Raw genomic sequence first — 26,799 nt, forward strand, 5'->3', positions numbered from 1 at the left:
TCCTGAATTTTTTGATCGTTATGAGTTGGACGGCGCTCCGGCAGAAGCTTGCCGGAGAATGATCGAAGGAATGGGCGAAACGTCGAAGCGGAAACCGATACCTGCAAGGATCACGGGATCGGCATCGCCGACCGCCTTGGCAGCGTCGGCATCAGCGACTTCGATGATTGCCATCCCCCATGCGCCTTCTCTTTCGAAGACCGGGCCGACGGCGATCGCCATCCCGGTCTCTGCATTCTGCCGCCAGTAGGCGGCGTGACGTTGCATGGCGGCCATCTCTTCAGCGGTCGCATCATGCGGGAAGCTGGGGCGCGGTGGCGTCAATTTCAGATGAAAATAAGCCATCGCGCCAACTCCTTAACCGCCGAGCGCATCCTCGAGGAATGCGGCGAGCTGCGCCAGATGCTTGGACATCAGGCCCGTCGCCGGAGAGGCGGCGGCCGGACGGCCGGTGTAGCGAACCCGCTGGTACTTGGCATCGATATGGGCAAGCACCCATTCCAGATAAGGATCGATGAAGGACCATGCGCCCATGTTCTTCGGCTCTTCCTGGCACCAGACCATTTCCGCGTTGCGGAAGCGGCTGAGCTCGTTGATGAGCGCCTTGGCCGGGAACGGATAGAGCTGCTCGATGCGCAGCAGGTAAACATCGTCGATGCCGCGCTTTTCGCGCTCTTCCAGAAGGTCGTAATAGACCTTGCCGGTGCACATGACGACGCGGCGGATCTTGGCATCCTTCTGCAGCTTGATCGGGCCGTCCTTGATCACCTCGGCGTCGTCCCACAGCAGGCGGTGGAACGAGGATTCGCCGGCGAGTTCGGCAAGGCTCGATACGGCGCGCTTGTGGCGCAGCAGCGACTTCGGCGTCATCAGGATCAGCGGTTTGCGGAAATCACGCTTCAACTGACGGCGCAGGATGTGGAAGTAGTTCGCCGGCGTCGTGACGTTGGCGACCTGCATGTTGTCTTCCGCGCAGAGCTGGAGGTAGCGCTCCAGACGGGCCGAAGAGTGTTCCGGGCCCTGGCCTTCATAGCCATGCGGCAGAAGGCAGACGAGACCGGACATGCGCAACCACTTGCGTTCGCCCGAGGAGATGAACTGGTCGAACACGACCTGCGCACCGTTGGCAAAGTCGCCGAACTGAGCTTCCCAGAGGGTCAGCGCGTTCGGACGGGCCAGCGAATAGCCGTATTCGAAGCCGAGTACGGCTTCTTCAGACAGCATCGAGTTGATGACTTCGTAGCGGGCCTGCGTCGGCGACAGGTTTGCGAGCGGGATATAGCGCTCTTCAGTTTCCTGATCGTAGAGAACCGAATGACGTTGCGAGAACGTACCGCGTTCACAATCCTGGCCCGAGAGACGAATCTTGTGGCCTTCCGTGACAAGCGCGCCAAAAGCAAGCGCCTCTGCCATGGCCCAGTCGAGACCTTCGCCGGTCGCGATCATGCCGGCACGGTTTTCCATGAAGCGCTGGATCGTGCGGTGGGCGTTAAAGCCTGCCGGGATTTCCGAAAGCTTCCGGCCGATCTCCTTCAGCTGCTTCATCGGGACGGCGGTCTTGCCGCGACGCTGTTCGTCCGCATTGTCGGCAGCGCGCAAGCCGGACCACTCGCCATCAAGCCAGTCGGCCTTGTTCGGCTTGTAGTGCTGGCCAGCCTCGAACTCCTGTTCGAGATGCGCGCGCCAGTCAGCCTTCAGCTTTTCGACTTCGCCTTCGCTGATATGGCCTTCGCCCACCAGACGATCGGCATAGATCTGCAGCACCGTCTTGTGACCACGAATGACCTTGTACATCTTCGGCTGCGTGAAAGACGGCTCATCGCCTTCATTGTGGCCGTATCGACGGTAGCAAAACATGTCGAGGACGACAGGCTTGTGGAACTTCATACGAAATTCCATGGCGATCTTGGCAGCGTAGACGACCGCTTCCGGATCGTCGCCGTTGACATGCAGGATCGGCGCTTCGATCATCTTCGCGACGTCGGACGGATAAGGCGACGAACGCGAGAAGGCCGGATTGGTGGTGAAACCGATCTGGTTGTTGATGATCACATGCATCGTGCCGGCGACGCGATGGCCGCGCAGGCCCGACAGGCCGAGAATTTCAGCGATAACGCCCTGGCCGGCAAAGGCCGCATCGCCATGGATCAGCAGCGGCAGAACCTTGGAGCGCTCGGACAGCGGAATGGTGTCGCCGTCCCAGACGGTTGCGCCCATGTCCTGCTTGGCGCGAGCCTTGCCCATGACGACAGGATCGACGATTTCCAGGTGCGACGGGTTTGCCGTCAGCGACACGTGGATCTTGTTGCCGTCGAATTCGCGATCGGACGAGGCGCCCAGGTGATACTTGACGTCACCAGAACCTTCGACTTCGTCAGGTGCGTAGGAGCCGCCCTTGAACTCGTGGAAGATGGCGCGGTGCGGCTTGCCCATGACCTGGGAGAGCACGTTCAGGCGGCCGCGATGGGCCATGCCGAATACGGCTTCACGCAGGCCGAGCGAACCGCCGCGCTTGAGGATCTGCTCCAGCGCCGGGATCAGCGATTCACCGCCGTCGAGACCGAAGCGCTTGGTGCCCTTGAAGCGAACGTCGAGGAACTGCTCGTAGCCTTCGGCTTCGACCAGCTTCTGCAGGATGGCCTTCTTGCCCTCGGGGCTGAAGGCAACACCCTTGTCCGGCCCTTCGATGCGCTCCTGGATCCAGGACTTCTCTTCCGGGTTGGACATGTGCATGAACTCGACGCCGAGCGTCGAGCAATAGGTGCGCTCGAGAATCTCGATCATCTCCCGGATGGTCGCGTATTCAAGACCGAGCACGTTGTCGATGAAGATCTTGCGATCGTAATCGGCGGACGTGAAGCCGTAATTTTCCGGCGACAGCTCGTGATAATCTTCGACCGGGGCCGCGATGCCGAGCGGATCGAGCTTGGCATGCAGGTGACCACGCATGCGATAGGCGCGGATCATCATGATGGCGCGAACCGAATCGCGGGTCGCCTGCAGCACGTCGGTCGCGCTGGCGGGGGTGCCTGCAGCCTCGGCCTTCGCCTTCAGCTTGGTTTCGACAACCTTCTCGACAATGCCCCAATCGCCGTCGAGGGCCGATACGAGATCGCCCCGTGCCGGGATCGGCCAGTTCTTGCGCTGCCAGGACGCGCCCTTGGCCGCCTTCTTCACATCGTCGGGATTATCTTCCAGAGCCTTGAAGAAGGTCCGCCACTGATCGTCTACCGATGTGGGATCTTCCTCGTAGCGCGCGTAGAGCTGCTCGATATAGGCAGCGTTGGCGCCATCCAGAAACGAAGTGATCTGAAACTGTTCGTTGGCTTCTTGCCGTGCCATGGCGATATGCGGACGCTTCCGTCCGCCTCCTGACTTCGATGAATCCGCCGGTCGCATTGCCGGCTACCGCATTCTCTGGACCGTTTGCGCTTTTCTCGCGAAACGCTCCTATCTTCCCGATTTTTCGCAATTCCGGACAAAACCGCTGCGCAGCTTTGCTGGAATTGCTTCATTGCCGCCTGTCCGCGGCGCATCTGCTCTTGAACGAATGGACCGGGCGAGGTGCAGATGCCGCTCCTCGCCCGGTTTAATAAGTCGGATCAGCCCTTGAGGACTTCAACCAGCGTCTTGCCGAGGCGTGCCGGGGAAGGAGACACCTTGATGCCTGCCGATTCCATGGCAGCGATCTTGGATTCCGCATCGCCCTTGCCGCCGGAAACGACAGCGCCGGCGTGGCCCATGGTGCGGCCCTTCGGAGCGGTACGGCCAGCGATGAAGCCGGCCATCGGCTTCTTGCGGCCCTTCTTGGCTTCGTCCTTGAGGAACTGGGCTGCATCTTCTTCAGCCGAGCCGCCGATTTCGCCGATCATGATGATCGAGGTCGTGGCTTCGTCAGCGAGGAACATTTCGAGCACGTCGATGAACTCGGTGCCCTTGACCGGGTCGCCGCCGATGCCGACAGCCGTCGTCTGGCCGAGACCTTCGTTCGAAGTCTGGAAGACAGCTTCGTAGGTCAGCGTGCCCGAACGGGAAACGATACCGACCGAACCCTTGCGGAAGATCGAGCCCGGCATGATGCCGATCTTGCATTCTTCCGGCGTCAGGATGCCTGGGCAGTTCGGGCCGAGCAGGCGCGACTTGGAGCGATCGAGGCGAGCCTTGACGCGGACCATGTCCATGACCGGGATGCCTTCGGTGATGCAGGTGATGAACGGGATCTCGGCGTCGATCGCTTCGATGATCGCGTCTGCTGCACCAGCCGGCGGAACATAGATGACAGACGCGTCGGCGCCGGTCTTTTCCTTGGCTTCGGCAACGGTCGCGAAGATCGGCAGGATTTCGCCCTTCGAGCCGGTCCAGGTTTCGCCACCCTTCTTCGGGTGGATACCGCCGACCATCTGGGTGCCGTAATAAGCAAGGGCCTGTTCCGTGTGGAACGTGCCGGTCTTGCCGGTCAGGCCCTGAACGAGGACCTTGGTATTCTTATTGACGAGAATGGACATTCTTTCAGATCCTTCAAATTAGCCGTTGATCGCCGCGACGATCTTCTTGGCCGCATCGTCCAAGTCGTCAGCTGCCGTGATCGCGAGACCCGATTCGTTCAGGATCTTCTTGCCGAGCTCGACATTGGTGCCTTCGAGGCGCACGACGAGCGGAACCTTGAGGCCGACTTCCTTCACCGCGGCGATGACGCCTTCAGCGATGACGTCGCACTTCATGATGCCACCGAAGATGTTAACGAGGATGCCCTCGACCTTCGGGTCCGCGGTGATGATCTTGAAGGCTGCAGCAACCTTCTCCTTGCCGGCGCCGCCGCCGACGTCACAGAAGTTCGCCGGCTCCTTGCCGTAAAGCTTGATGATGTCCATCGTCGCCATGGCAAGACCTGCGCCGTTGACCATGCAGCCGATGTTGCCGTCGAGGGCAACGTAAGCGAGGTCCCACTTGGAGGCTTCGATTTCCTTGGCGTCTTCTTCGGTCTCGTCACGCAGCGTCTTGACGTCGTCGTGGCGGAAGAGCGCGTTGCCGTCGAAGGACATCTTGGCGTCGAGGACACGCAGATGGCCGTTCTTCATGACGATCAGCGGGTTGACTTCGAGGAGAGCCATGTCCTTTTCGCCGAACGCCTTGTAAAGCGCCGGGAAGAGCGACTTCGCATCTTCGGCTGCTGCACCGGTTAGTTCCAGAGCCTTGGCGATCTTGGCAACGTCGTCAGCGGTTACACCGGCTTCCGGGTTGATGGCGATCGTGTGGATCTTCTCCGGCGTGTCGTGAGCGACAGCTTCGATGTCCATGCCGCCTTCGGTCGAAACGACGAAGGCAACCTTGCCAACCGAACGGTCGACCAGGAGCGAGCAGTAAAGCTCACGCTCGATGTCAGCACCGTCTTCGATGTAGAGGCGGTTGACCTGCTTGCCGGCAGGGCCGGTCTGGGCAGTTACCAGCGTGTTGCCGAGCATCTCCTTGGCATGGGCCACGACTTCGTCGATCGACTTGGCGAGACGAACGCCGCCCTTGGCATCAGGGCCGAGTTCCTTGAACTTGCCCTTGCCGCGACCACCGGCATGGATCTGGCTCTTGACCACGTAAAGCGGACCTGGGAGCGACTTGGCTGCAGCTTCGGCTTCCTCGACCTTGAGGATAGCCACGCCTTCAGCGACCGGTGCGCCGTAACCCTTGAGCAGGGCCTTGGCCTGATATTCGTGAATGTTCATTTGGGAAGATCCCTGTTTCGATTACTTGAGCGCCAGATTACTTGAGGGACGGCGCGATGTTGATGCAGGCTTCGCAAAGACCGGCGACAGCAGCGACGGACTTGTCGAAGGCTTCCTTCTCGGTCTTGTTCAGGTCGATCTCGATGATGCGCTCGATACCGCCGGCACCGATGACGGTCGGAACACCGACATACATATCCTTGACGCCGTACTGGCCGTCGAGGTGAGCGGCGCAGGGCAGAACGCGCTTCTTGTCCTTGAGGTAGGATTCGGCCATTTCGATCGCGGAAGCAGCCGGTGCGTAGTAGGCCGAGCCGGTCTTCAGCAGGCCGACGATTTCGGCGCCGCCATCACGGGTGCGCTGGATGATTTCTTCGAGGCGTTCCTTGGTGACCCAGCCCATGGTGACGAGGTCGGTCAGCGGAATGCCGCCAACGGTCGAGTAGCGCGCAAGCGGAACCATCGTGTCGCCGTGGCCGCCGAGAACGAATGCCGTGACGTCCTGGACGGAAACGTTGAATTCTTGCGAGAGGAAGAGGCGGAAGCGCGAGCTGTCGAGAACGCCAGCCATGCCGACGACCTTGTTGGCCGGGAGGCCCGAGAACTTCTGCAGCGCCCAGACCATGGCGTCGAGCGGGTTGGTGATGCAGATGACGAAAGCGTTCGGGGCATACTTCTTGATGCCGGCGCCGACCTGCTCCATGACTTTGAGGTTGATACCGAGAAGGTCGTCGCGGCTCATGCCGGGCTTGCGGGCAACACCTGCAGTGACGATGCAGACGTCAGCGCCTTCGATGGCGGAATAGTCGCTGGCACCGGTGAGGTTCGCGTCGAAACCTTCGACCGGCGAAGACTGAGCGATATCGAGGCCCTTGCCCTGGGGAATGCCGTCAGCGATGTCGAACAGGACGATGTCGCCGAGCTCCTTCAGGCCGGCGAGATGCGCCAGCGTGCCACCAATCATGCCAGAACCAATGAGAGCGATCTTATTGCGCGCCATTTCGGTAAATCCTTTGCGGTCAAATCCATGATCGACAGTTTTAGCCTCGATCACTGCCGCCAATCGCATAGACCCAAAGTCAAAAAATGGCAATTGATTATTTTTGAGCGAGCAAATTCAATCGGTTAGATATCAAAATTCTTACGTAAACGTAAGACAAAGTCTCAACAAATCGTTACTCAGCTGCTCGTCTAGCATGAGTCTGTGACAAATATTCGGCGCTGCGCATTTCAAAAAGCCGTGAAGCGGTGCGATCGAATTCAAAGCCTTCGGTGCCGCGCCGCTCGATCAGAAGCTCCTCCGGCATTGCCTCCGCCGATATATAGAGGCGAACGGAATGATCGTAGAGCGTGTCGACAAGAATGATGAAGCGCTTGATCTGATTACGCTTATCCGCCCCCATCTTCGGCACGCGATCGACAAAGATCGTGTCGAAACGGTCGGAGATCGCCAGGAAGTCGGCAGCGCCGAGCGGCTTGTCGCATAGGTCCTCAAACGAGAACCGCGCCATCCGATCGACGGCAAGAGGCACGTGGATCGAGCGGCCCTTCATCGGTATCTCTGTTGGCGAAGCCTTGCGGCCGGCAAGCGCATGCGCCCAGGTCGCATCCATCGCCATGTCGTTGCGCCGGTTGAGCGGCACCAGATAGACCGGCTGGCTGTTGAGCTTCTCCATCCGGTAATCCGTCGGAGAATCCAGGGAAACGATGTCGACATACCGCTTCAGGAGGTCGATGAACGGCAGGAAGAGGCCACGGTTCAGGCCATCCTTGTAGAGATTGTCAGGCTCGACGTTCGAGGTCGCGACAAGGACGCAGCCCAGCGAAAAGAGCTCCGAAAACAGCCGCGACAGGATCATCGCATCGGCGATGTCGGTGACCGAGAATTCATCGAAGCACAGCAATTCCGCCTGGGCGAACAGATCGGCGGCGACGGGCGGCACGGGGTCGGCCTGCTTCGTCTCGCCGTTCTTGAACTTCAGGCGGTGCCCCGCGATACGGTTGTGCACATCGGCCATGAACTCATGGAAATGAGCCCGGCGTTTCTTGGCGCAGGGCGCCATTGAAAAGAACATGTCCATCAACATGGTCTTGCCGCGCCCGACGCTGCCATGGATGTAGAGGCCCTTCGCCACCTCCGCCGGCTTCTTCTTTGCCGCGAAAAGCCAGCCGAGAGCGCTGGATTTCGCCGCCGGTCGCTTCTGCTTGAGATGGGAGAGAACGCGATCCAGGGATTTCGCCACATCCATCTGCGCCGAGTCGACCTGGAGCGAGCCGGACGCCGTCAGCGACTTCAATTGTTCGCTGACGCTGATGGAATAATCAGGCATGGGCTGCATGGGGAAACATCCGCCTGTCTGTCGTAAGTAAGGGGCGGCCGTTCGGCCGCCTGCCCGTTTATCGGCTGAGGCTTATCGTCTGGCCGGCGGACGTCGAGCCGTCGAAGCGGGAATCCGCAGTCTTATAGAGCGTGCCGAGCGTGTTGCCGTCGCGGTCCTTCAGCAGGACCTGCTTGCCGGAGACTTCCCAGGAGCCCATAGCCGTCAGCGGACCGACACAGCCACGCGTGCCGCCGCGCGAACCGCTGCCGAGATTGGTGAGGGTCAGGAACATGTCACAGCTGGAACCGCCGTTGCTGACCTTCCAGCTGCCGACCATGGATTCCTTCGTGACATCCTGCGCTGCCGAGGCAAGCTGCGTGTTCTGCTGCTGCACGCCGCCGGGCGCTGGCGCAGTCGTCGTCGGCGCTGCCGGGAACTGCGAGGCGCTGGGATCCGGGAGCTGACCGGCTTGAACGGAAGGAACGGGTGCAGCCTGGAGAGGAGGTGGCGAATAATTGGAAGAACTATATTCGGTGCGTTGGCACCCAGCGAGCGAGAGACCGACGACCGCAGCCACCGCAGCATATTTCAATTGCATCATCACACTCCTGAGATTTCCTGGCCTTGAGCTGAAGCTGGCGCGCAATCACGGCCGAATTATCGTGAAAGGCCCAATTGAATCAAGTCGACGCTAGGAGAATTTGTACCAAGGCAGGATAATCGGAAAAGCATGGGACAAATTTGGCGCATTTTTGCACAAATCAAGACTTTTCGATCCGAACATTACTGTTTCACCTGCAGGATTTCCTCCTGATAGAACGCATCGGCAAGCTGATGAGCGGTTTCCTCCCTCGCCACATCCCTCTCGGCTTTCATGGGATGCTTCGCGAAACGCTCCATCGTCCGTCCGACGAAAAGTGCAATTCCATCAGGCACGGCGCCTTCACCCATCTCCCGGGTAAGCTTCTTGACTTCGATGAGATCGAGAATGGCGGTCTTAAGCGAGGGCTCGATATCGGTCTCTGCCAGACACTCGATGAGGTTCATCGGCGGCAGTCGCGAAAACCCGGTTTGACGCATCCACTCCAGCGCGACAGCCGGTCTTACCGCATAGAGAAGCTTCTTCAGCTTAGCGCCTGCGGGATCCACCGGCTGCCATTGCTGGCGCAGCAGGCCGATATAGTGCTCCGCAACCTTGCTCGGCAGCATGATCTCACCCAGCAATACAGAAAGACGCGCCCGAAATCCCGGCTCCTCCTCGTAGACGATGGGAGATTTAATCCATTCGACCAAAACTGCATTGCCCTTCAACGCCAGAAGCAACGCCTTGCGTAGATCCCAGCCGCCCGTATCGATATCGCCGACGATCGGAAATTCGATGACATCACGGTACGAAACAAGATGCAGGTGATCCCGCGTCGGGCGGATGTAAACGAACCGGCAGTCATAGTCGCTGTCGGGCGAGGGAAAACCCCATGCCCGGCTGCCACTTTCAATGGCAAAGCCGATACGAACGCCTTCGGCGCGAACGGAATCGAGCCGGGTTCGGATCTCGGCGACGGCTTGCGGATCGAAACTGTCAAGCCCCGTCGCCGAAATCCCATTCATCTCTTGGTACATCTTGCTTAAACGCGGCGCTCGACCATCATCTTCTTGATCTCCGCGATCGCCTTTGCCGGGTTGAGGCCCTTGGGGCAGGTCTGCGCGCAGTTCATGATCGTGTGGCAGCGATAGAGGCGGAAGGGATCCTCGAGATTGTCGAGGCGCTCGCCCGTTGCTTCGTCGCGGCTGTCGATCAGCCAGCGATAGGCCTGCAGCAGAACGGCCGGGCCGAGGTAGCGGTCGCCGTTCCACCAGTAGCTCGGACAGGAGGTCGAGCAGCAGGCGCATAGGATGCACTCGTAGAGACCGTCGAGCTTCGCACGGTCATCATGGCTCTGCTTCCATTCCTTGGCCGGCGTCGGCGATACCGTCTTCAGCCAGGGCTCGATCGAGCGATGCTGGGCGTAGAAGTTGGTGAGGTCAGGCACGAGGTCCTTGACGACAGGCATATGCGGCAGCGGATAGATCTTCACGGCACCCTTGATCTCGTCCAAACCTTTGGTGCAGGCGAGCGTGTTGGTGCCGTCGATATTCATCGCGCAGGAGCCGCAAATGCCTTCGCGGCAGGAGCGGCGCAGCGTCAGCGTCGGATCGATCTTGTTCTTGATGTAGAGCAGACCGTCGAGCACCATCGGGCCGCAATCGTCGACATCGATGTAGAAAGTGTCGATCGACGGGTTCTGGCCGTCATCCGGGCTCCAGCGATAGACGCGAAATTCGCGGGTGTTCTTGGCACCCTGCGGCTTCGGCCAGACCTTGCCCGGGCGGATCTGAGAGTTCTTGGGAAGAGCGAGTTCAACCATGTCCGGTTCCTCTAGCGATCAATAGACGCGAGCCTTGGGCTCGATCTTGTGCGGATCGATGCCTTCGGCGATCAGTTCGGTATGAACCGGGCGATAGTCGAGCTTCACGTCGCCGGCGTCGTTGACCCAGGCAAGCGTGTGCTTGCGCCAGTTTTCGTCGTCGCGTCCGGCGAACTTGCCTTCGGTATAGTCCTCGCGAGCGTGCGAGCCGCGGCTTTCCTTGCGGGCTTCGGCGCCGTAGATCGTCGTGATCGCGTTCGCCATCAGGTTCTGAAGCTCGAGCGTCTCAACGAGGTCGGAGTTCCAGATCATCGAGCGGTCGGTGACCTTGATGTCCTTCATCTCGCCCCAGATTTCCGACAGGCGACGGCAACCCGATTCCAGCGATTCCTGGGTGCGGAAGACGGCTGCGTCTTCCTGCATCGCCCGCTGCATCTTCTCGCGCAGCACAGCCGTCGGCGTACCGCCACTGGCGTGACGCAGGCCATCGAAGCGGTCCATGATCTTGTCGCAGGCGGCAACGTTGAGATGCGGCACAGGAGCGGCGCGATCGATGACTTCGCCGGCGCGGATGGCGGCGGCGCGGCCGAAGACCACGAGATCGATCAGCGAGTTTGAGCCGAGGCGGTTTGCGCCGTGCACCGAGGCACAGCCGGCTTCGCCGACGGCCATCAGGCCCGGAATGATCCGCTCCGGATTGGAGCTGTCGGCGTTCAGCACTTCGCCCCAATAGTTCGTCGGAATGCCACCCATATTGTAGTGGACGGTCGGCAGAACCGGGATCGGCTCGCGGGTCACGTCGACGCCGGCGAAGATCTTGGCGCTCTCGGAAATGCCCGGCAGACGCTCATGCAGAACAGCAGGATCGAGATGGTCGAGATGCAGGAAGATGTGGTCCTTGTTCTTGCCGACGCCGCGGCCCTCGCGGATTTCCAGCGTCATGCAGCGCGAGACGACGTCGCGCGAAGCAAGGTCCTTGGCCGACGGCGCATAACGCTCCATGAAGCGCTCGCCCTCGGAGTTGACGAGATAGCCGCCTTCGCCGCGCGCGCCTTCCGTGATCAGACAGCCGGAGCCGTAGATGCCGGTCGGATGGAACTGCACGAATTCCATGTCCTGGAGCGGCAGGCCTGCGCGGGCAACCATGCCGCCGCCGTCGCCGGTGCAGGTATGGGCCGAGGTGGCGGAGAAATAGGCGCGGCCGTAACCGCCGGTCGCCAACACCACCATCTTGGCGGCGAAGCGATGGATCGTGCCGTCATCGAGGCACCAGGCAACAACGCCGGTGCAGCGGCTGCCGTCTTCCGACATGATCAGGTCGAGCGCGAAATACTCAATGAAGAATTCGGCATTGTTGCGCAGCGACTGGCCATAGAGCGTGTGCAGGATGGCATGGCCGGTACGGTCGGCAACGGCGCAGGTGCGCTGTACCGGCGGGCCTTCGCCATAGTTCTGCATATGGCCGCCGAACGGGCGCTGGTAGATCTTGCCTTCCTCGTTACGAGAGAAGGGAACGCCGTAATGTTCCAGCTCGTAAACGGCCTTCGGCGCTTCCATGGTCAGGTACTGCATGGCATCGACGTCGCCGAGCCAGTCGGAACCCTTGACGGTGTCGTAGAGGTGCCACTGCCAGCTGTCGGGCGTCATGTTGCGCAGCGAGGCGGCGATACCGCCCTGTGCCGCAACCGTGTGCGAGCGGGTCGGGAAAACCTTGGTGATGCAGGCGGTGCGGAAGCCCTGTTCGGCCATGCCGAGCGTGGCGCGAAGCCCGGCGCCGCCGGCGCCGACGACGATCACGTCATAGGAGTGATCGACGTACTGATAGGCTTTCCCGTTTTGAGCGGGCCCATTCTGAGCGGATGAATTCGGAGCCATGATGCTGTTATCCTACGAATGCGATCTTCAGAATGGCGAAGAGACAGAGCCCAGCGACGATGATCGCAAAGAACGTGTTGAGCATCAGGAGAGCGATCTTGCCGAATTCGCCATGCACATAGTCTTCGATGATGACCTGCATGCCGAGCTTCATGTGAATGACGCCGGAAATGACCATCAGACCCATGATGACCGACACGAACGGGTTCGACAGCGCGTGGACCACGTCGGCATAGGGTGCGCCGGCGTAGATCATGAGGAAAATGACGAAGAAAATGATGAGCGGCACGTTGGCGACTGCAGTCAGCCGCTGGCGCCAGAAATGGTCCGTGCCTTCCTTGGCGGAGCCAAGGCCGCGGACTTTACCCAAAGGGGTGCGCATATCCATGGAAATCTAACCTTCAGAAGCGGACAGCGAGGCCGATAGCCCAGACGAGGACGGTAAGACAGAGCGAACCGATGATCGTAGCCTTGGCCATTTTCGTGGAGAATTCCTTCTCGAAGCCATAGCCGAGATCCCACATGAAGTGGCGGAAGCCGCCGAGCATGTGGTGCAGCAGCGCCCAGGTATAGCCGAGCAGGACCAGGCGGCCGATGATCGAGCCCATGATCCAGTTGACCAGGTCGAAATAGGCCTGCCCCGTGGCGGCGGCAATCAGCCACCAGGCAACCAGCACAGTGCCGAAATAAAGAGCGCCACCGGTGATTCGGTGAACGATCGACATAACCATGGTGGGAATGGGTTTGTAGATTTGTAGGTGCGGCGACAGGGGCCGGTTTTGTGTGACGTTCGCCATCAGAACCTCGCGGCGTTACGATGCGATTTCAATCTCGGGCGAACCCGGGGGCAACACACGAATGACAAATTTCTGTGTGCGTTGCATCAATTGCGACGTTTAATGACCCAAGCGCCCATCTACAAGCACAATTGATGCCTGCTCGGAATTTAATCGATTCGAGTTTACAGGAGCTTATCCGCGATCAGTTCGGGTAAGGTTAAACGCGTTAACTATTCCGCCGATTTCCACCATCTTCACATGGACTTGGCGCCCCCTTTGCGGCACTCTCTTAATGATTTGTTAAGAGTAAGGAGTGTGAGGCGATGTTTGCGCGTATTTTGAAGGCAGGCCTGCTCGTGCTTGCGATGGTCGCTGCATTTTCGTTCGCTCTGCCGGTTTCAGCCGCCGATTGGCGCGGAGGTGGTCGCGGTTTCCACTCGCGCGTCTTCCCCGGTTCCTTCCATGGTCCCTTTGCGGGCAATCGCAATGGATTTCATCGCAACTTCGATCCGGGCCGCCGGTTCCAGTTTGCCGACCGCGGCCGCTTCGGGCGCGGCGGCTTTCATGACCGGCGCGACGGTTTCCGCAATCGCGGTGTTTTCCGCAATAACGGTTTTGCCTGGAACAACGGCTTTGGCTGGAATAACCGTGGCTGGAACAAAGGCTTTGGCTGGAACAATCGCGGCTCTTGGGGCAACCGCCGCTTCGGTCCCAATCGCCTGCTGACGCTTTCGTCGTCGTCAGGCGTCATCACCAACCGCGGCAGCGGCGTGACCGTCATATTGAGCGACCGCGCCGACACCGATCTGATCAGCAACAACTACGCAGGCTCGACCGATGTCTACCGCGCTGATGGCGGCACTTACGTCACCGGCTACGGCTATGCCGGCGGCGGGCCGGACCAGGTGACCGACCCGCATCCGGGAGCAAAGATCATCGATACGGCGAGAGCCGGCGATCCCTGCTCGCATGAAAACGGCGTCTGCGTGATCAGGGCGAGGTAATTACTCGGCTAAAAAACGCCAGACCGTGGTCTTCTTGACCTCGCTGTCTTCGAGCGCGCGGGTGACAGGCACCGCGTAGGTTGCGCAGGCTTCCAGGCGATCTTTCGGAAGATAGGCCCTTCCGGGATCGCCAACCAGAACAGGCTTGCCCTGTTGCGCAAGCGTCCTGAACCACGGAATGATTCGATCCGCGAAATCTCGGTCGTAGAAGACGTCGCCGGCCAGCACGATATCGGCATCGACGCGCCCGCCGAGGAGATCGTCCGAGGTAAATTCGATCGCCACGCCATTTGCGGCGGCATTCAGGCGCACGGCGGTTTCGGCCCAGGGGTCGATATCAGCGGCGATGACCTCAGCCGCGCCCGAAAGCCGGGCGGCGATCGCGACCAGACCGGAACCGCTGGCAAAATCGAGAACCCGCCTGCCCCTCACCATATCAGGGTGATCGAGGATATAGCGGGCAAGCCCCTGCCCGCCGGCCCAGGCGAAAGCCCAGAACGGCGGCGGCAGACCGATTTCCTGAAGCTCGTCTTCCGTCTTCAGCCAGAGATCATGCGCTTCGCTCGCCAGATAGAGCCTGATCTCCGGCACATGTGGCGGAGCCATCAGGCTGGTATTTGCGCGGATGAAGCTCTCCGGATCGGTTTTCAAATCATCCTCGATTGCAAATCCGGGAACAGTGCAAAGCCGCTCTCCGTCCCGAATTGCGTTCAATCAAAAGGCTAAAGCGGTGGATTATCCAGTCCGCCCATGCGGCAGACCTCGGCCCATTCCTCGTCTGTCACAGGCTGCACCGAAAGGCGCATGGAGGTGACCAGCGCCATTTTCTCAAGCTTCGGATTTGCCTTAACGTCCTTGAGCGTCACCGGCTGCGGCATGTCGCGCACGGCGCGGATATCGACGCAGTCCCACTTGGGATCGCCCTTGGCACTCGAATCGGGATGCGACAGCGCGCAGACCTCGACAATGCCGACGATCTCTAGCCCATCGTTGGAATGATAGAAGAAACCCTTGTCGCCGATCTTCATCGCTCGCATGTTGTTGCGGGCGAGATAGTTGCGAACACCGGTCCACTCGGTCCCCTTCTCGCCAGCGTCCTTCTGCTGCTGCCAGGACCACGAAGAGGGCTCGGATTTATAGAGCCAATGCGCCATGGTCACGCCTCCGGATTGTTGAAGACCCAGTTGAATGGCTTGATCTCCACGCTCTCGAAAAGCCCGGCCTTGGTATAGGGGTCGGCATCGGCGAGCGCCTTGGCGGCCTCGATCGAATGGGCATTGACGATGACGAGGCTGCCGTTCGGTTTGCCCTCTGCATCCAGGAACGGACCCGCCATCTTGAGCGTACCCTCGGCGTTGAGCTTGTTCAGGTGCTCGACATGCGCGGGGCGTGTGTCCATGCGCACTTGAAGGTGGCCGGGCTTATCCTTGCAGACAAAGGCAAAAAGCATTTCGTCATTCTCCTTCCGAAATCAAAAATTCATTCCGTGGTGATCGGCCGTGTCATCAGCTGCTCGATGGCGTCAGGAATGGCGAGCGAGCCTTCGATAATCGCAGTGACCGCATCTGTTATCGGCATGCTGACATCAAGCTTTTCCGCAAGCCGCGAGGCCACGGAAGCCGCAAGCGCACCCTCGACAAGCGTCCCATGCGCGGGGTCGACCGTCTCGCCGCGACCAAGCGCCATGCCGAAACGCAGATTGCGCGACTGGTGGCTGGTTGCCGTGAGCACCAGATCGCCAAGCCCCGAGAGGCCGCGCGCAGTTTCGGCCTTGCCGCCCTTGGCAACGATGAAGCGGGACATTTCCGCAAGCCCCCGACTGATCAGCGCCGCGCGGGCCGAATCGCCGATGCCGCCGCCCTCGACGATGCCGCAGGCAATCGCCAGCACATTCTTGAGCGCTCCGCCGAGCTGCACCCCGATCCGGTCGGACGAGGCATAAAGACGGAAGGTGCGACCCGAGATCGCCTGCGCGAGACGCTCAGCGACCGCCATATCCGCCGCAGCGATCGCCATCGCCGTCGGCAATCCCCTGGCGATATCGGTCGCAAAGCCGGGACCGGAAAGGACGGCGATGTCATGGTCGGGCAATTCCCGTTCCAGCATATCGGTCAATATATCGCCGGAGACGCGGTCGATCCCCTTGGCGCAGGTGACGACGATCGCGTCCTTGTGAAGATAAGGACCATAATGCCGTGCAGCGTCCGCCTGAGCCTGGGAAGGCATGACGAAAAGCACGATGCTGGCATCCTGGAGCACATCCGGCTCGGCCGAATAATTGAGCGAATCCGGCAATTGAATGCCCGGTAGCGCCGCCTCGTGCAGGCCTTCCGCCCTAAGATCGGCGATCAGTTCGGGATCGCGGCCGATCAGCGTCACGGAATGGCGGCCGGTCAGCGCAATAACGGCCGCAAGCGCCGTACCGAAGGCACCGGCGCCGATGACGGCAATGCGTTCACCTTCGCTCATGCCTTCGCACCTCGTTTGCCGTGGCCCAGCAGCGTCTCGGCCTTGGAATCGAGCGGCCAGCGCGACCGTGGCTGTACGTCGAGATCGTCGGCGGCAGCGCCCTTGGCCATGCGCTCGAGCCCGGCCCAGGCGATCATCACCGCATTGTCCGTGCAAAGGCGAAGCGGCGGGGCGATGAAGCGGAAACCGTTGACGCTGCAGAGATCCTGCAGCGTCGCCCGCAATTCGAGATTGGCCGCAACGCCGCCGGCGACGACCAGCGCCGGCATCTCGTCCAGATGCGGGAATTCTCGTTTGAAGCGCTGAAGCCCGCGGCCGATCCGGTCCTTCAGCGTGCGCGACACTGCTTTCTGGAAGGAGGCGCAGATGTCGGCGATATCCTGCTGCGTCAAAGGTGCAATCTCGGTCGCCGCCTGTCGCACAGCTGTCTTCAGGCCGGAAAAGGAAAAATCAAGCCGCGCCTCGCCCACCAGCGGCCGCGGAAAATCGAAGCGGTCAGGGTTGCCGGTCTTTGCGGCCTCCTCGACGGCAGGCCCGCCGGGATAGGGCAGCCCAAGCAGCTTCGCCGTCTTGTCGAAGGCTTCGCCCAACGCATCGTCGATGGTCGTGCCCCAGCGCTCATAATCGCCGACGCCGCGCACGAGGATGAGCTGTGTATGGCCGCCTGACACGAGCAACATCAGGTAGGGAAAAGAGAGACCGTCCGTCAGCCGCGCGGTCAGCGCATGACCTTCCAGATGATTGACGGCGTAGAGCGGCTTGCCGGCCGCCCGCGCGATCGCCTTCCCGGTCATCAAGCCGACGAGCAGCCCGCCGATCAGGCCGGGGCCTGATGTTGCGGCGATCGCATCCACATCGGCAAGCGACACATTGGCACGTTTCAGTGCTTCTTCGATCAGCGTATCAAGCGCCTCGACATGGGCCCGCGCCGCAATCTCGGGCACGACGCCGCCATACGCACTATGTTCGTCAAGCTGGCTCAGAACAACGTCGGAGAGTACGATGGAGCTTCCATCCTGCCCACGCTCGACCACGGCAGCGGCGGTCTCGTCGCAGCTTGTTTCGATGCCGAGTATGCGAAGAAAGGGAGCCATGGAGCCTGTTCGTTGATTGCGGTGATATGGAAACCTGTTTACGAGAACTGTCGGTAACAACGGATCAAAGCGGATGCAAACAAAACCTTTCCGGATCGGTACGCGCGGCAGCCCCCTGGCGCTGGCGCAGGCGCACGAGGCCCGCGATCGGCTGATGGCGGCCCACGACCTGCCGGAAGAAATGTTCGAAATCGTCGTCATGACAACGACGGGCGACCGGATCACCGATCGCTCGCTCGCAGAAATTGGGGGCAAGGGTCTCTTCACACAAGAGCTGGAGTTGAAGCTTCTCTCTGGAGATCTCGACCTTGCCGTCCACTCCGCCAAGGACATGGCGACAAAACTGCCGGAAGGCCTCTATCTCTCCGCCTTTCTGCCCCGCGAGGATATTCGCGACGTGGTCATCGGACGCACGGCGCCAAAGCTGCTCGAACTGCCGCATCGAGCCACCGTCGGTTCCGCCTCCTTGCGCCGGCAGGCGCTGATCCGCCGCCTGCGACCCGATATCAAGGTCGTCACTTTCCGCGGCGCCGTCGAGACGCGGCTGCGCAAGCTGAACGAAGGCCAGGTCGATGCGACACTGCTGGCTCTCGCCGGTCTGAAGCGGCTCGGCAAGGTCGAAGTGCTGACAGATATCCTCGATCCTGACGAGTTCCCGCCGGCTCCGGCGCAGGGCGCAATCGCCATCGAAAGCCGTGCCGGCGACGAGCGCACCGACGCGCTTCTGTCTGCCATCAATGACGTGCCGACCCATCACACCGTTTCCTGCGAACGCGGCTTCCTTGCCGCACTGGACGGTTCCTGCCGCACCCCGATTGCCGGTTATGCCGTCTGCGAGGGTGACCATATCCGCTTCTTCGGCATGATCCTGACGCCCGATGGCAGCAAGGTGCACACGATCACGATCGAGGGCCACTGCCGCGATGCCGAAGCGCTCGGCACCAATGCCGGCCAGGCGATCCGCGAACAGGCGGGCAGCACCTTCTTCTCAGACTGGAGCTGAGCGGCATGCGCGTGGTCGTCATCCGTCCCGCGCATTCCGCCGAGCGCACGGCAGCACGACTAAAAGAGCTCGGACATGAGCCCGTTCTTCTGCCGCTGACCCGGCCGGTCCATCAGGTCGCGGCCATTGCCGATGCGCTGACGAGATCGCAAGGTGCGATTGCTGTCACCAGCGCCGAAGCGATCCGAGCGATGGAAAAGCTAGGCCCGGCTATCTCGCTCCATCTTTCGCGCCCGCTTTTTGCGGTCGGCAAGGCGACGGCTGAGGAAGCGCGAAACGCAGGCTTCACCGATGTCTATCATTCGGAAGCGAGCGGCGCTGAACTTGCCGAACTGATTTCAGCGCATCGCTCCGTTCTGTCGAACAGACCTCTTCTCTACATGGCCGGATCTCCCCGTGCACCGGGCTTCGAGACAAGGCTGATGGAACTTGCCATCCCGTTCCACACGGCCGAATGCTACGTGATGGAGGACGAGGAGCCCGAAGACGCCAAGCTCCGCAGCATCTTTCTCGATGACGGCGCAGACGCGATCCTTCTTTATTCCCGCCACAGCGCCGAGCGCTTCTTCGCTCTTCCCTTCCTCCAGGCACAGGGAAACTCACTGACCGGGACAAGGTTCCTCTGCCTGAGTGCCGCGATTGCAGACGCCGTTCCCGATCTCTTGCGCGGAAACACGAAAATTGCCGCAAATCCCGATGAGGACAGCCTTTTGGAACTACTCCGCCGCCGCTGATTGCCCAATTTTCATCTAACCTCTTTCCATAATGGGCTTCACTGTCTAACTTCGTTGCAGTGCATAAAATGAGGATGTCCATGGTTTCGGGAAACCCGCCGCGCCATTCGAAAGCCACCGATGAGCCGGTCACGATTGACTTGGAGGCCGAGGCCGCAGCTCATGCAGCGGATTCCGAGAAGATGACAGAGCGCGACAGCAGCACGCCGGGAGGTTTATCGGTCGAGGAGGCGGAAGCCCTGCTCAAATCCGAAACCGAGGCGTCGCCCGAGCAGGAGCGTGCCCGCGCCGACGAAGGCGCATTCACAAGCCCCACCGCAGCTGAACGGGCTGCGGCCTATTCCGAACCGACCGAAAATGCCGCGTCGCCAAAGCAGAGGGAAGCGGCAATCGCCAGCCTCGTTGCAGCCGGCATTGTCGGCGGACTGATTGCGCTGATCGGAGTGGGCGCCATCCAATACGCTGGCCTGCTGCCCGGCGGTGGCTCTGCGGCGAAAAGCAACTCTGCGGAGATAAATGCGCTCAATGCCGAGATTGACGGGCTGAAGCAAACCGTCGCCAATCTTGCTGCCGCCCCCACGGCGAAGCCGGACACAGGCTTGACCGATCGCGTCGCCGCATTGGAGACCGTCGTCAAGAATGCCCCGGCTGCACCCGCGGCCGACGGAAGCGGCACGACGGACGCGTCAGCACTTAATGCCGCCAATCAGAAGATTGCCGATCTCGGCTCCCAGCTAGATCAACTGAAGTCCAGCATGGCGCAGGCGACGCAGGACCAGGCGTCGACCGGAGCCGACATCACCAAGCGACTGGATGACGCCGAGAAGAAATTGAACGAGCCGGGCGAAGGTGCGGCCGTTGCACGCGCGATCGCAGCTGCCGGACTGAAGGCAGCGATCGATCGCGGCGGTCCGTTCCGCCCGGAACTCGATACCTTTGCGAGCGTCGCACCCGATGATCCCGCAATCGCCGATTTGCGCAATTTCGCCGAAACCGGCATTCCATCGCGCGCGGATCTCATTCGCCAGGTGCCTGACGTTGCAACCGCGATCGTCGCCACCTCGGAACAGGCCGAGCCGGACGAGAGCTGGAGCAACCGGTTGATGTCGAGCGCAAAATCGCTGGTAACGGTGCGCCCCGTCGGTGACGTACAGGGTGATGGCGTCGATGCGATCGCCGCACGCTTTGAAAACAAGGTAAAGAACGGCGACCTGCCCGGTGCGGTCAACGAATGGAACACCCTGCCGGATGCGGCAAAATCCGCCTCTGCCGCATTCAAGCAGTCGCTGGATGCGCGCATCCGTGTCGAGGATCTCGTTGGCGAAGCGCTGTCCAAGGCGATCGCCGGCGCCGGAAAACAGAGCTGAGGACGGGAGCGAACATGGTCAGGCTTATCATTTTCGCCCTTGTCGTCCTGGCTCTCGGCTACGGATTCTCCTGGCTGGCCGATCGCCCCGGCGACCTGTCGCTGGTGTGGGAGGGTGAACTCTACCAGACCAAGCTGATTGTTGCCGCGAGCATCCTGATCGCGATCGTGGTCGCCGTCATGCTCGCCTGGGGGCTGATCCGCCTGATCTGGACCTCACCCCACTCCGTCACCCGGTATTTCCGCGCCCGCAAGCGGGATCGGGGCTACCAGGCCCTTTCGACCGGCCTGATCGCGGCCGGCGCCGGCAACGCCTTGCTCGCCCGCAAGATGGCGGCGCGCACGCGCGGTCTCATCCGCGGCGACCAGGAGCCGCTGATCAATCTGCTGGAAGCACAGGCAGCCCTGATCGAAGGCAAGCATGACGAGGCCCGCGCCAAATTCGAAGAGATGGCGAACGATCCCGAGACCCGCGAACTCGGCCTGCGCGGCCTCTATCTCGAAGCCAAGCGTCTCGGCGCAACCGAAGCGGCACAGCAATATGCCGAAAAGGCCGCCGACAAGGCGCCCTATCTTCCCTGGGCGGCGCAGGCGACGCTGGAAAACCGCAGCCGGGAAGGCCGGTGGGACGACGCGATCCGGCTTCTCGACCAGCAGAAGGCCGCACGCGTCATCGAAAAGGACGAGGCCAATCGGCTCCGCGCCGTGCTGCTCACAGCCCGCGCCGGCGACAAGCTGGAAAGCGATCCGGCAGGCGCGCGTGACGACGCCCTGAACGCGCTGAAGCTTTCCGACGATTTCGTGCCGGCCGCGCTGATCGCCGCCAAGGCCCTCTTCCGCGAAGACAAGGTCCGCAAGGCGGCCTCCACTCTCGAGCAGAGCTGGAAAGCCATCCCGCACCCGGAAGTCGGCAAGGCCTATGTTCGCGCCCGCAGCGGCGACACGGTCCTCGATCGGCTGAAGCGTGCCGAGCGGCTGGAGGCCATGCGCCCCAACAATGTCGAAGCGCTGCTGATCAGCGCCCAGGCCTCGCTGGACGCTGGCGACTACGGCAAGGCGCGGACCAAGGCGGAGGCGGCCGCCCGCGCGGATCCTCGCGAAGGCGCGTTCCTGCTGATGGCGGACATCGAGGAAGCAGAGACCGGCGACCAGGGACGCATTCGCCACTGGATGGCGCAGGCGCTTCGTGCGCCGCGCGACCCGGCCTGGGTTGCCGACGGCTTTGTTTCCGATAAGTGGCTGCCTATATCTCCTGTTACCGGCAAGCTCGACGCGTTCGAATGGAAATCGCCCTTCGGCCAATTGGAAGGCCCTGTCGAGGAAGGTTCGACCGCCACGGTCGACACGGCGCTGAGGACCCTCCCGCCGGTGCGCGAGGCGAGACCAGCTTCACCGACAGTTGCTTCGCCGGCTGCCGATACATCTGTTATAGAAATCAAGCCCGTCGTGGCAAAGCAGGCAGCCGCGACAGCGGCAGCTTCGGCCACAGAAGCCTCGAAGAAACCGGAGCCCAGGCCCTTCTTCGGCGGCCTGCCTGACGATCCGGGCGTACGTGACACCAAGATCGAGCCCGAACCCAAGACGCGGCTTCGACTATTCTAAGAACGGACCCGAATGTTTGAACGCTTTCAGGAATTCTTCCAAAATCTGACTGCTGAGCATCCCAAATCCGAGTTCGCACCCGACGATCCTCGCATCGCGGTTGCTGCTCTCTGCATCCAGGTCATGGAAGCAGACGGAAAGGTTGAGGCGACCGAGCAGAAGAAGCTGCGCAAACTCCTGCATGACCAGTACGGTCTCGACGGCAAACAGCTCGAAGCGCTGATCGCCGCAGGCGAAGAGGCCGAAAACGAGGCGGTCGATTATTTCCGCTTCACATCCGACCTGAAGCGGCATCTCAACAACGACCAGCGAGTCGAACTGATCGGCATCCTCTGGGATATCGTCTATGCCGACGGCGAACGCAGCGAGATGGAAGACCATGCCATATGGCGCATCGCCGATCTCCTCGGCGTTTCCGGCCGCGAGCGGATCATGAAACGGCAGGAAGCGGCGGCCCGCGTTCCGGGACCCAAGCTGGAGAGCAAGGATGCCGATTGAGGGTGAGAGCCGCGGCGGGAAACGTCCCGTTCTCGTCGTCTTGCATCAGGAGCGCTCCAGCGCCGGCCGCGTCGGCCAGATGCTGATCAACAAAGGCCACGCGCTCGACATTCGTCGTCCAGCCCTTGGGGAAAAACTGCCGGAAACGCTTGCCGGACATGCCGGCGCCGTTGTCTTCGGCGGGCCGATGAGCGCCAACGATCCGGATGATTTCGTCAAGACCGAGATCGACTGGCTAAACGTACCGCTTAAAGAGAATCGCCCCTATCTCGGCATTTGCCTCGGAGCGCAGATGCTGGTCCGCCAGCTCGGCGGCAAGGTGCAGGCACGCAAGGATGGGCAGACGGAGATCGGCTGGTATCCTCTCCGACCGACCGAAAAGGGCCGGCTGCTGATGCACTGGCCGCAAATGGTCTATCATTTTCACCGCGAGGGCTTCGATCTACCGCACGGAGCCGATCTGCTCGCTAAAGGGGATACCTATCCCAACCAAGCTTTCCGCTATGGCGAGAACGCCTGGGGGCTGCAGTTCCACGCCGAGCTGACCCGCGCGATGATGCAGCGCTGGGTGGTCCACGGCGAACACCGCTTCATCATGCCGAATGCCCAGAAGGGACGCGAGCACCTCGAAGGGCGGATGCTCTTCGACGCCGCGCTCAAGGCCTGGCTGTCGCAATTCCTCGATATCGTCTTCGAAGGCAAACAGGCGCTCGCCGCCTGAAGACGTCGTGGGCTGCCGTCACGCCGGCTGCGCTTCGCCTTCAGTCGTGGGCGCGTCCAAGGTGTCGATCTTGCGCAGTTTCGAGAAGCCGGTGGCCCAGATGATCGCAACCGCAAGCGTACCGATGCCGCCGATGACAACGGCCGGCACCGCGCCGAAGATCGATGCCATCGTGCCGGCGCGGAACTCTCCAAGCTCGTTCGAGGCACCGACGAAGACCATGTTGACGGCGTTGACGCGGCCGCGCAGGTGATCCGGCGTCCAGAGCACGATCAGCGTTTCGCGAACATAGACCGAGATCAGGTCCGAAGCGCCCATCAGAACCAATGCCAGGATCGATAGCCAGGCGGTATGCGACACGCCGAAGATCAGCGTGCCGACACCGAACATGGCGACCCCGATGAACATGCAGAGACCTGCACGATGCTTGATTGGATAGGTCGTCAGGAACAGGGCCATCAGGATGGCTCCAACGCCCGGCGCACCGCGCAGCATGCCCAGTCCCCAGGGGCCGAGCATCAGGATGTCGCGGGCATAGATCGGCATCAGCGCCACCGCACCTCCAAGGAGGACGGCGAACAGATCGAGCGATACCGCGCCGAGCACCACTTTCTCCGACCAGATGAAATGAAAGCCGGCAAGAAGCGTATTCCAGCTCTTCGCCTCCGCGGACGCGCGCTGCGGCGGCTTAGGGATCAGATAGACAAGCAATGCGCCAGCTGCGGAAAAGACCACGGCAACCGAATAGGCCGTGCCCGCACCGACACCGTAAAGGAGGCCGCCGGCAACAGGCCCGAGGATTGCCGCCGCATCCCAGGACATCGAATTCCAGGCAATCGCATTCGACAAATCCTCAGGCGGGATCAGGTTCGGCGCAAGCGACTGGGTCGCTGGCGTCATGAAGGCGCGCTCGATGCCGAAGACGGCAAGGATGAGGAAAACCGGCAATGGCGAGAACAGCCCAGTCACCGTCAGGAACAGCAGTGCCGCCGCACAAAGCGTGCCGACAAAAATACAGATCGCCGAGACGACGCGCCTGTTGTAGCGGTCGGCAACGCTTCCGGTCACAAGAATGAGCAGCAGGGAGGGCAGGAACTGCACGAGGCCGATCAGGCCGAGATAAATGGCGCTGCCGGTATGGTCATACATCTGCCAGCCGACAGAAACGCTGATGATCTGTGTTGCAAAGGCGACCAGAAATCGGGCGAAGAAGAAGCGGATATAGGCCACGTGCCGGAACGCGGCGAAACGGTCTCCCGTAGCGGACAAGGACATAATAGACTTTCCGGTGAAAATCAGGTGTCGGCGGCAACCGCAGAACGCCTGTTAAACATGATTCATCGTACGCTTGGGCATAGTACTTGCCCGTTAAGTCGCCAATGTCTACATGTCTGTCAATCGCGAAATGGAGACAAACATGCTCGCCTTATTTCAAACCATTGATCTGGCTTTGAATCTTTATACCTGGGTGCTGATCGCCAGCGCCATCTTTTCATGGCTTTATGCTTTCAACGTCATCAATTCGAGCAACCAGTTTGTCAATTCGGTCGGTCGCTTCCTCTATAACGTGACAGAACCGGTGTTGCGCCCGATCCGTCGCGTCCTGCCGGATCTCGGCGGCATCGATATCTCGCCGATCATCCTGTTGCTCATCATCTTCTTCCTGCGTTCGCTGATGTGGAACACGCTTTATCCGCTGGTCGCTTGAACCAAGCCTGGCAGATATTTCCGGACCATATCCGCCTTTCGGTGCGCCTGACGCCCAATGGCGGACGCGACACCATCGATGGGATAGAGACCGGCGCGGACAGCGACGCCTACCTGAAGGCTCGCGTCAGCGCCGTTCCTGAAAAAGGCAAGGCGAACAAGGCGCTGATCGTCCTGATCGCCAAGGCGCTCGGCATCCCGAAATCCTCGGTGAGCCTGCTATCCGGGGATACAGCACGTAAAAAAATCCTCCGGATCGATGGCGACCCGGAGGATTTGTCAAACAAGCTGGAAGCGCTTCTGAAAGCCTGATCAGGCCTTCTCGGCCTTGGCGCGGGCAATCGCTTCGATGATGAGTTCGCCGGCTTCCTTGGAACCCTTCCAACCGAAGATCTTCACCCACTTGCCGGGCTCCAGATCCTTGTAGTGTTCGAAGAAATGCTCGATCTGCTTGACGGTGATCTCAGGAAGATCGGTATATTCCTTCACCTTGTCGTATCGCATCGTCAGCTTCGGCGACGGAACGGCGATGATCTTCTCGTCCTTGCCGGAATTGTCTTCCATCATCAGCACGCCGATCGGGCGAACGTTGATGACGCAGCCAGGCACCAGCGGGCGGGTGCTTGCGATCAGAACGTCGATCGGGTCGCCGTCTTCCGAAAGCGTATGCGGCACGAAACCGTAATTGCCCGGATAGGTCATCGGCGTGTAGAGGAAACGGTCGACGACGAGCGTGCCGGCTTCCTTGTCCATTTCGTACTTGATCGGATGGCCGCCGACCGGAACTTCGACGATGACGTTGACGTCTTCCGGCGGATTTTTGCCAATTGAAACTGCGTCGATACGCATGAGTGCCCCCAAAAAGGATGGTTTTCCGGCAGCCAGATAATCATAATCATCCCGCAACGCAACAAGCCTTTGAAGCGATTCGGGATTTTTGATTAACGGCCAAATTTACGACGCCTCACTATGGTTATGTTCTGGGCGAAATTGGGATTTCCAGCCGAACGGAACACCGCATCCTGTCCCTATCTTTCGCGAAAGCACCGATATGACGCCCCTTTATGAAAGCCAGAGTTTCTTCGATCTCCTGAGCCGCAGCTACCAGAAGCTGCTCGGCCGCCCCTTGGTCGGCACCGATCTTACATCCGGCGAAGGGCCGCGCTGGCTTTATGAGGCGGCACCCTTCGGCATCCTCGCGCATGATACGCAGGCCGATCCGATCTTCGTCTACGGCAACCGGGCAGCGCAGAAACGTTTCGGATATAGCTGGGAAGAGCTGACCGCACTTCCCTCGCGGCTATCGGCGGAAGCGCCTGACCGGCAGGAACGCGCGGATTTTCTCGAGCGTGTTTCCCGTGACGGCTTTGTCGAGGGCTATCGTGGAATGCGGGTGACGAAGTCAGGTGAGCGCTTCTGGATCGAAGGCGTTACGGTGTGGCAGTTGCTCGACGACAATGGCAATCGCCACGGTCAGGCAGCCCTGCTTCCGCTCGGCTGAAGC

Annotated in this window: 29 protein-coding genes; 10 read left to right on the forward strand and 19 right to left on the reverse strand. The window is 60.8% G+C overall.

What is annotated here, in order from left to right:
• Positions 1–18: 18 nt before the first annotated feature.
• From DTW90_RS12840 to sdhC, 12 genes are all read right to left on the reverse strand, one after another.
• Positions 19–345 (reverse strand): YciI family protein, encoded by a 327-nt coding sequence (locus tag DTW90_RS12840; protein ID WP_132522039.1) that lies wholly within the window; start codon positions 343–345, stop codon positions 19–21.
• Between the two features lie 12 nt (positions 346–357).
• Positions 358–3,342 (reverse strand): 2-oxoglutarate dehydrogenase E1 component, encoded by a 2,985-nt coding sequence (locus DTW90_RS12845; protein ID WP_149338758.1) that lies wholly within the window; start codon positions 3,340–3,342, stop codon positions 358–360.
• 260 nt (positions 3,343–3,602) lie between these two features.
• Positions 3,603–4,505: a succinate--CoA ligase subunit alpha gene (gene sucD, locus DTW90_RS12850; protein WP_149338760.1), complete on the reverse strand. Its 903-nt coding sequence runs from the start codon at positions 4,503–4,505 to the stop codon at positions 3,603–3,605.
• 18 nt (positions 4,506–4,523) lie between these two features.
• Positions 4,524–5,717, reverse strand: a complete 1,194-nt coding sequence (gene sucC / locus DTW90_RS12855) for an ADP-forming succinate--CoA ligase subunit beta (protein WP_132522045.1) — start codon at positions 5,715–5,717, stop codon at positions 4,524–4,526.
• A gap of 37 nt (positions 5,718–5,754) precedes the next feature.
• Positions 5,755–6,717, reverse strand: coding sequence for a malate dehydrogenase (mdh, locus tag DTW90_RS12860; RefSeq protein ID WP_132522047.1), 963 nt, complete (start codon positions 6,715–6,717; stop codon positions 5,755–5,757).
• A 175-nt stretch (positions 6,718–6,892) separates the two neighbouring features.
• Entirely contained in the window at positions 6,893–8,056 is a 1,164-nt protein-coding gene (zapE, locus tag DTW90_RS12865) for a cell division protein ZapE (RefSeq protein WP_149338762.1), read from the reverse strand.
• 58 nt (positions 8,057–8,114) lie between these two features.
• Positions 8,115–8,636, reverse strand: coding sequence for a protease inhibitor Inh/omp19 family protein (locus tag DTW90_RS12870; protein WP_132522051.1), 522 nt, complete (start codon positions 8,634–8,636; stop codon positions 8,115–8,117).
• A gap of 185 nt (positions 8,637–8,821) precedes the next feature.
• Positions 8,822–9,646 (reverse strand): nucleotidyltransferase domain-containing protein, encoded by an 825-nt coding sequence (locus DTW90_RS12875; RefSeq protein ID WP_132522053.1) that lies wholly within the window; start codon positions 9,644–9,646, stop codon positions 8,822–8,824.
• Between the two features lie 17 nt (positions 9,647–9,663).
• A complete protein-coding gene (locus DTW90_RS12880) occupies positions 9,664–10,443 on the reverse strand; it encodes a succinate dehydrogenase iron-sulfur subunit (RefSeq protein WP_149338764.1) in 780 nt (259 codons plus the stop codon).
• Between the two features lie 18 nt (positions 10,444–10,461).
• A complete protein-coding gene (gene sdhA, locus DTW90_RS12885; RefSeq protein WP_149338766.1) occupies positions 10,462–12,318 on the reverse strand; it encodes a succinate dehydrogenase flavoprotein subunit in 1,857 nt (618 codons plus the stop codon).
• A gap of 7 nt (positions 12,319–12,325) precedes the next feature.
• Complete coding sequence (gene sdhD, locus DTW90_RS12890; protein WP_132522059.1) at positions 12,326–12,706, reverse strand: succinate dehydrogenase, hydrophobic membrane anchor protein; 381 nt, start codon at positions 12,704–12,706, stop codon at positions 12,326–12,328.
• A 13-nt stretch (positions 12,707–12,719) separates the two neighbouring features.
• Complete coding sequence (gene sdhC, locus DTW90_RS12895) at positions 12,720–13,115, reverse strand: succinate dehydrogenase, cytochrome b556 subunit (RefSeq protein ID WP_132522061.1); 396 nt, start codon at positions 13,113–13,115, stop codon at positions 12,720–12,722.
• 305 nt (positions 13,116–13,420) lie between these two features.
• Here sdhC and DTW90_RS12900 point away from each other — a divergent pair, with 305 nt between their 5' ends.
• Positions 13,421–14,101, forward strand: coding sequence for a hypothetical protein (locus DTW90_RS12900; protein WP_149338768.1), 681 nt, complete (start codon positions 13,421–13,423; stop codon positions 14,099–14,101).
• Here the strand turns inward: DTW90_RS12900 and DTW90_RS12905 are convergent, their stop codons facing one another.
• The 5 genes from DTW90_RS12905 to tsaD form a co-directional block, all read right to left on the reverse strand.
• Entirely contained in the window at positions 14,102–14,752 is a 651-nt protein-coding gene (locus tag DTW90_RS12905) for a methyltransferase (protein WP_149338769.1), read from the reverse strand.
• A 71-nt stretch (positions 14,753–14,823) separates the two neighbouring features.
• A complete protein-coding gene (locus DTW90_RS12910) occupies positions 14,824–15,255 on the reverse strand; it encodes an EVE domain-containing protein (protein ID WP_149338771.1) in 432 nt (143 codons plus the stop codon).
• 2 nt (positions 15,256–15,257) lie between these two features.
• Positions 15,258–15,551 carry a YciI-like protein gene (locus tag DTW90_RS12915; protein WP_149338773.1) on the reverse strand — a complete coding sequence of 98 codons (294 nt, stop codon included), beginning with the start codon at positions 15,549–15,551 and terminating at the stop codon, positions 15,258–15,260.
• 29 nt (positions 15,552–15,580) lie between these two features.
• Positions 15,581–16,570 (reverse strand): NAD(P)H-dependent glycerol-3-phosphate dehydrogenase, encoded by a 990-nt coding sequence (locus tag DTW90_RS12920; RefSeq protein ID WP_149338775.1) that lies wholly within the window; start codon positions 16,568–16,570, stop codon positions 15,581–15,583.
• On the reverse strand, positions 16,567–17,664 hold the full coding sequence (tsaD, locus tag DTW90_RS12925) for a tRNA (adenosine(37)-N6)-threonylcarbamoyltransferase complex transferase subunit TsaD (protein ID WP_149338777.1): 1,098 nt from the start codon (positions 17,662–17,664) through the stop codon (positions 16,567–16,569). Before tsaD ends, DTW90_RS12920 begins: the two co-directional genes overlap by 4 nt.
• A 73-nt stretch (positions 17,665–17,737) precedes the next feature.
• Between tsaD and hemC the strand changes: the two genes are divergently transcribed.
• From hemC to DTW90_RS12955, 6 genes are all read left to right on the forward strand, one after another.
• On the forward strand, positions 17,738–18,667 hold the full coding sequence (gene hemC, locus DTW90_RS12930) for a hydroxymethylbilane synthase (protein ID WP_149338779.1): 930 nt from the start codon (positions 17,738–17,740) through the stop codon (positions 18,665–18,667).
• A 5-nt stretch (positions 18,668–18,672) separates the two neighbouring features.
• Positions 18,673–19,401 (forward strand): uroporphyrinogen-III synthase, encoded by a 729-nt coding sequence (locus tag DTW90_RS12935; RefSeq protein ID WP_149338780.1) that lies wholly within the window; start codon positions 18,673–18,675, stop codon positions 19,399–19,401.
• Positions 19,402–19,481: 80 nt separating this feature from the next.
• Positions 19,482–20,768, forward strand: a complete 1,287-nt coding sequence (locus tag DTW90_RS12940; RefSeq protein WP_149338782.1) for a mitofilin family membrane protein — start codon at positions 19,482–19,484, stop codon at positions 20,766–20,768.
• A 14-nt stretch (positions 20,769–20,782) separates the two neighbouring features.
• A complete protein-coding gene (locus tag DTW90_RS12945; RefSeq protein ID WP_149338784.1) occupies positions 20,783–22,369 on the forward strand; it encodes a heme biosynthesis protein HemY in 1,587 nt (528 codons plus the stop codon).
• A gap of 12 nt (positions 22,370–22,381) precedes the next feature.
• A complete protein-coding gene (locus DTW90_RS12950; RefSeq protein ID WP_132522083.1) occupies positions 22,382–22,867 on the forward strand; it encodes a TerB family tellurite resistance protein in 486 nt (161 codons plus the stop codon).
• Positions 22,857–23,588, forward strand: coding sequence for a glutamine amidotransferase (locus DTW90_RS12955; RefSeq protein ID WP_149338786.1), 732 nt, complete (start codon positions 22,857–22,859; stop codon positions 23,586–23,588). Before DTW90_RS12950 ends, DTW90_RS12955 begins: the two co-directional genes overlap by 11 nt.
• An 18-nt stretch (positions 23,589–23,606) precedes the next feature.
• Here the strand turns inward: DTW90_RS12955 and DTW90_RS12960 are convergent, their stop codons facing one another.
• Positions 23,607–24,863: an MFS transporter gene (locus DTW90_RS12960; RefSeq protein WP_149338788.1), complete on the reverse strand. Its 1,257-nt coding sequence runs from the start codon at positions 24,861–24,863 to the stop codon at positions 23,607–23,609.
• Between the two features lie 142 nt (positions 24,864–25,005).
• On the opposite strand from DTW90_RS12960, the gene DTW90_RS12965 reads away from it, so the two are divergent.
• Positions 25,006–25,296, forward strand: coding sequence for a YggT family protein (locus DTW90_RS12965; protein WP_245512658.1), 291 nt, complete (start codon positions 25,006–25,008; stop codon positions 25,294–25,296).
• Positions 25,293–25,607 carry a DUF167 domain-containing protein gene (locus DTW90_RS12970; RefSeq protein WP_149338790.1) on the forward strand — a complete coding sequence of 105 codons (315 nt, stop codon included), beginning with the start codon at positions 25,293–25,295 and terminating at the stop codon, positions 25,605–25,607. Before DTW90_RS12965 ends, DTW90_RS12970 begins: the two co-directional genes overlap by 4 nt.
• On the opposite strand, the gene ppa is transcribed toward DTW90_RS12970, so the two are convergent.
• Positions 25,608–26,144, reverse strand: a complete 537-nt coding sequence (gene ppa, locus DTW90_RS12975; RefSeq protein WP_132522093.1) for an inorganic diphosphatase — start codon at positions 26,142–26,144, stop codon at positions 25,608–25,610. It lies immediately after the preceding gene.
• Between the two features lie 202 nt (positions 26,145–26,346).
• On the opposite strand from ppa, the gene DTW90_RS12980 reads away from it, so the two are divergent.
• On the forward strand, positions 26,347–26,796 hold the full coding sequence (locus tag DTW90_RS12980) for an MEKHLA domain-containing protein (protein WP_149338792.1): 450 nt from the start codon (positions 26,347–26,349) through the stop codon (positions 26,794–26,796).
• Positions 26,797–26,799 lie beyond the last annotated feature (3 nt).

Origin of the sequence: Neorhizobium sp. P12A (genome assembly GCF_008365395.1) — a bacterium.
GTDB lineage: Bacteria > Pseudomonadota > Alphaproteobacteria > Rhizobiales > Rhizobiaceae > Rhizobium.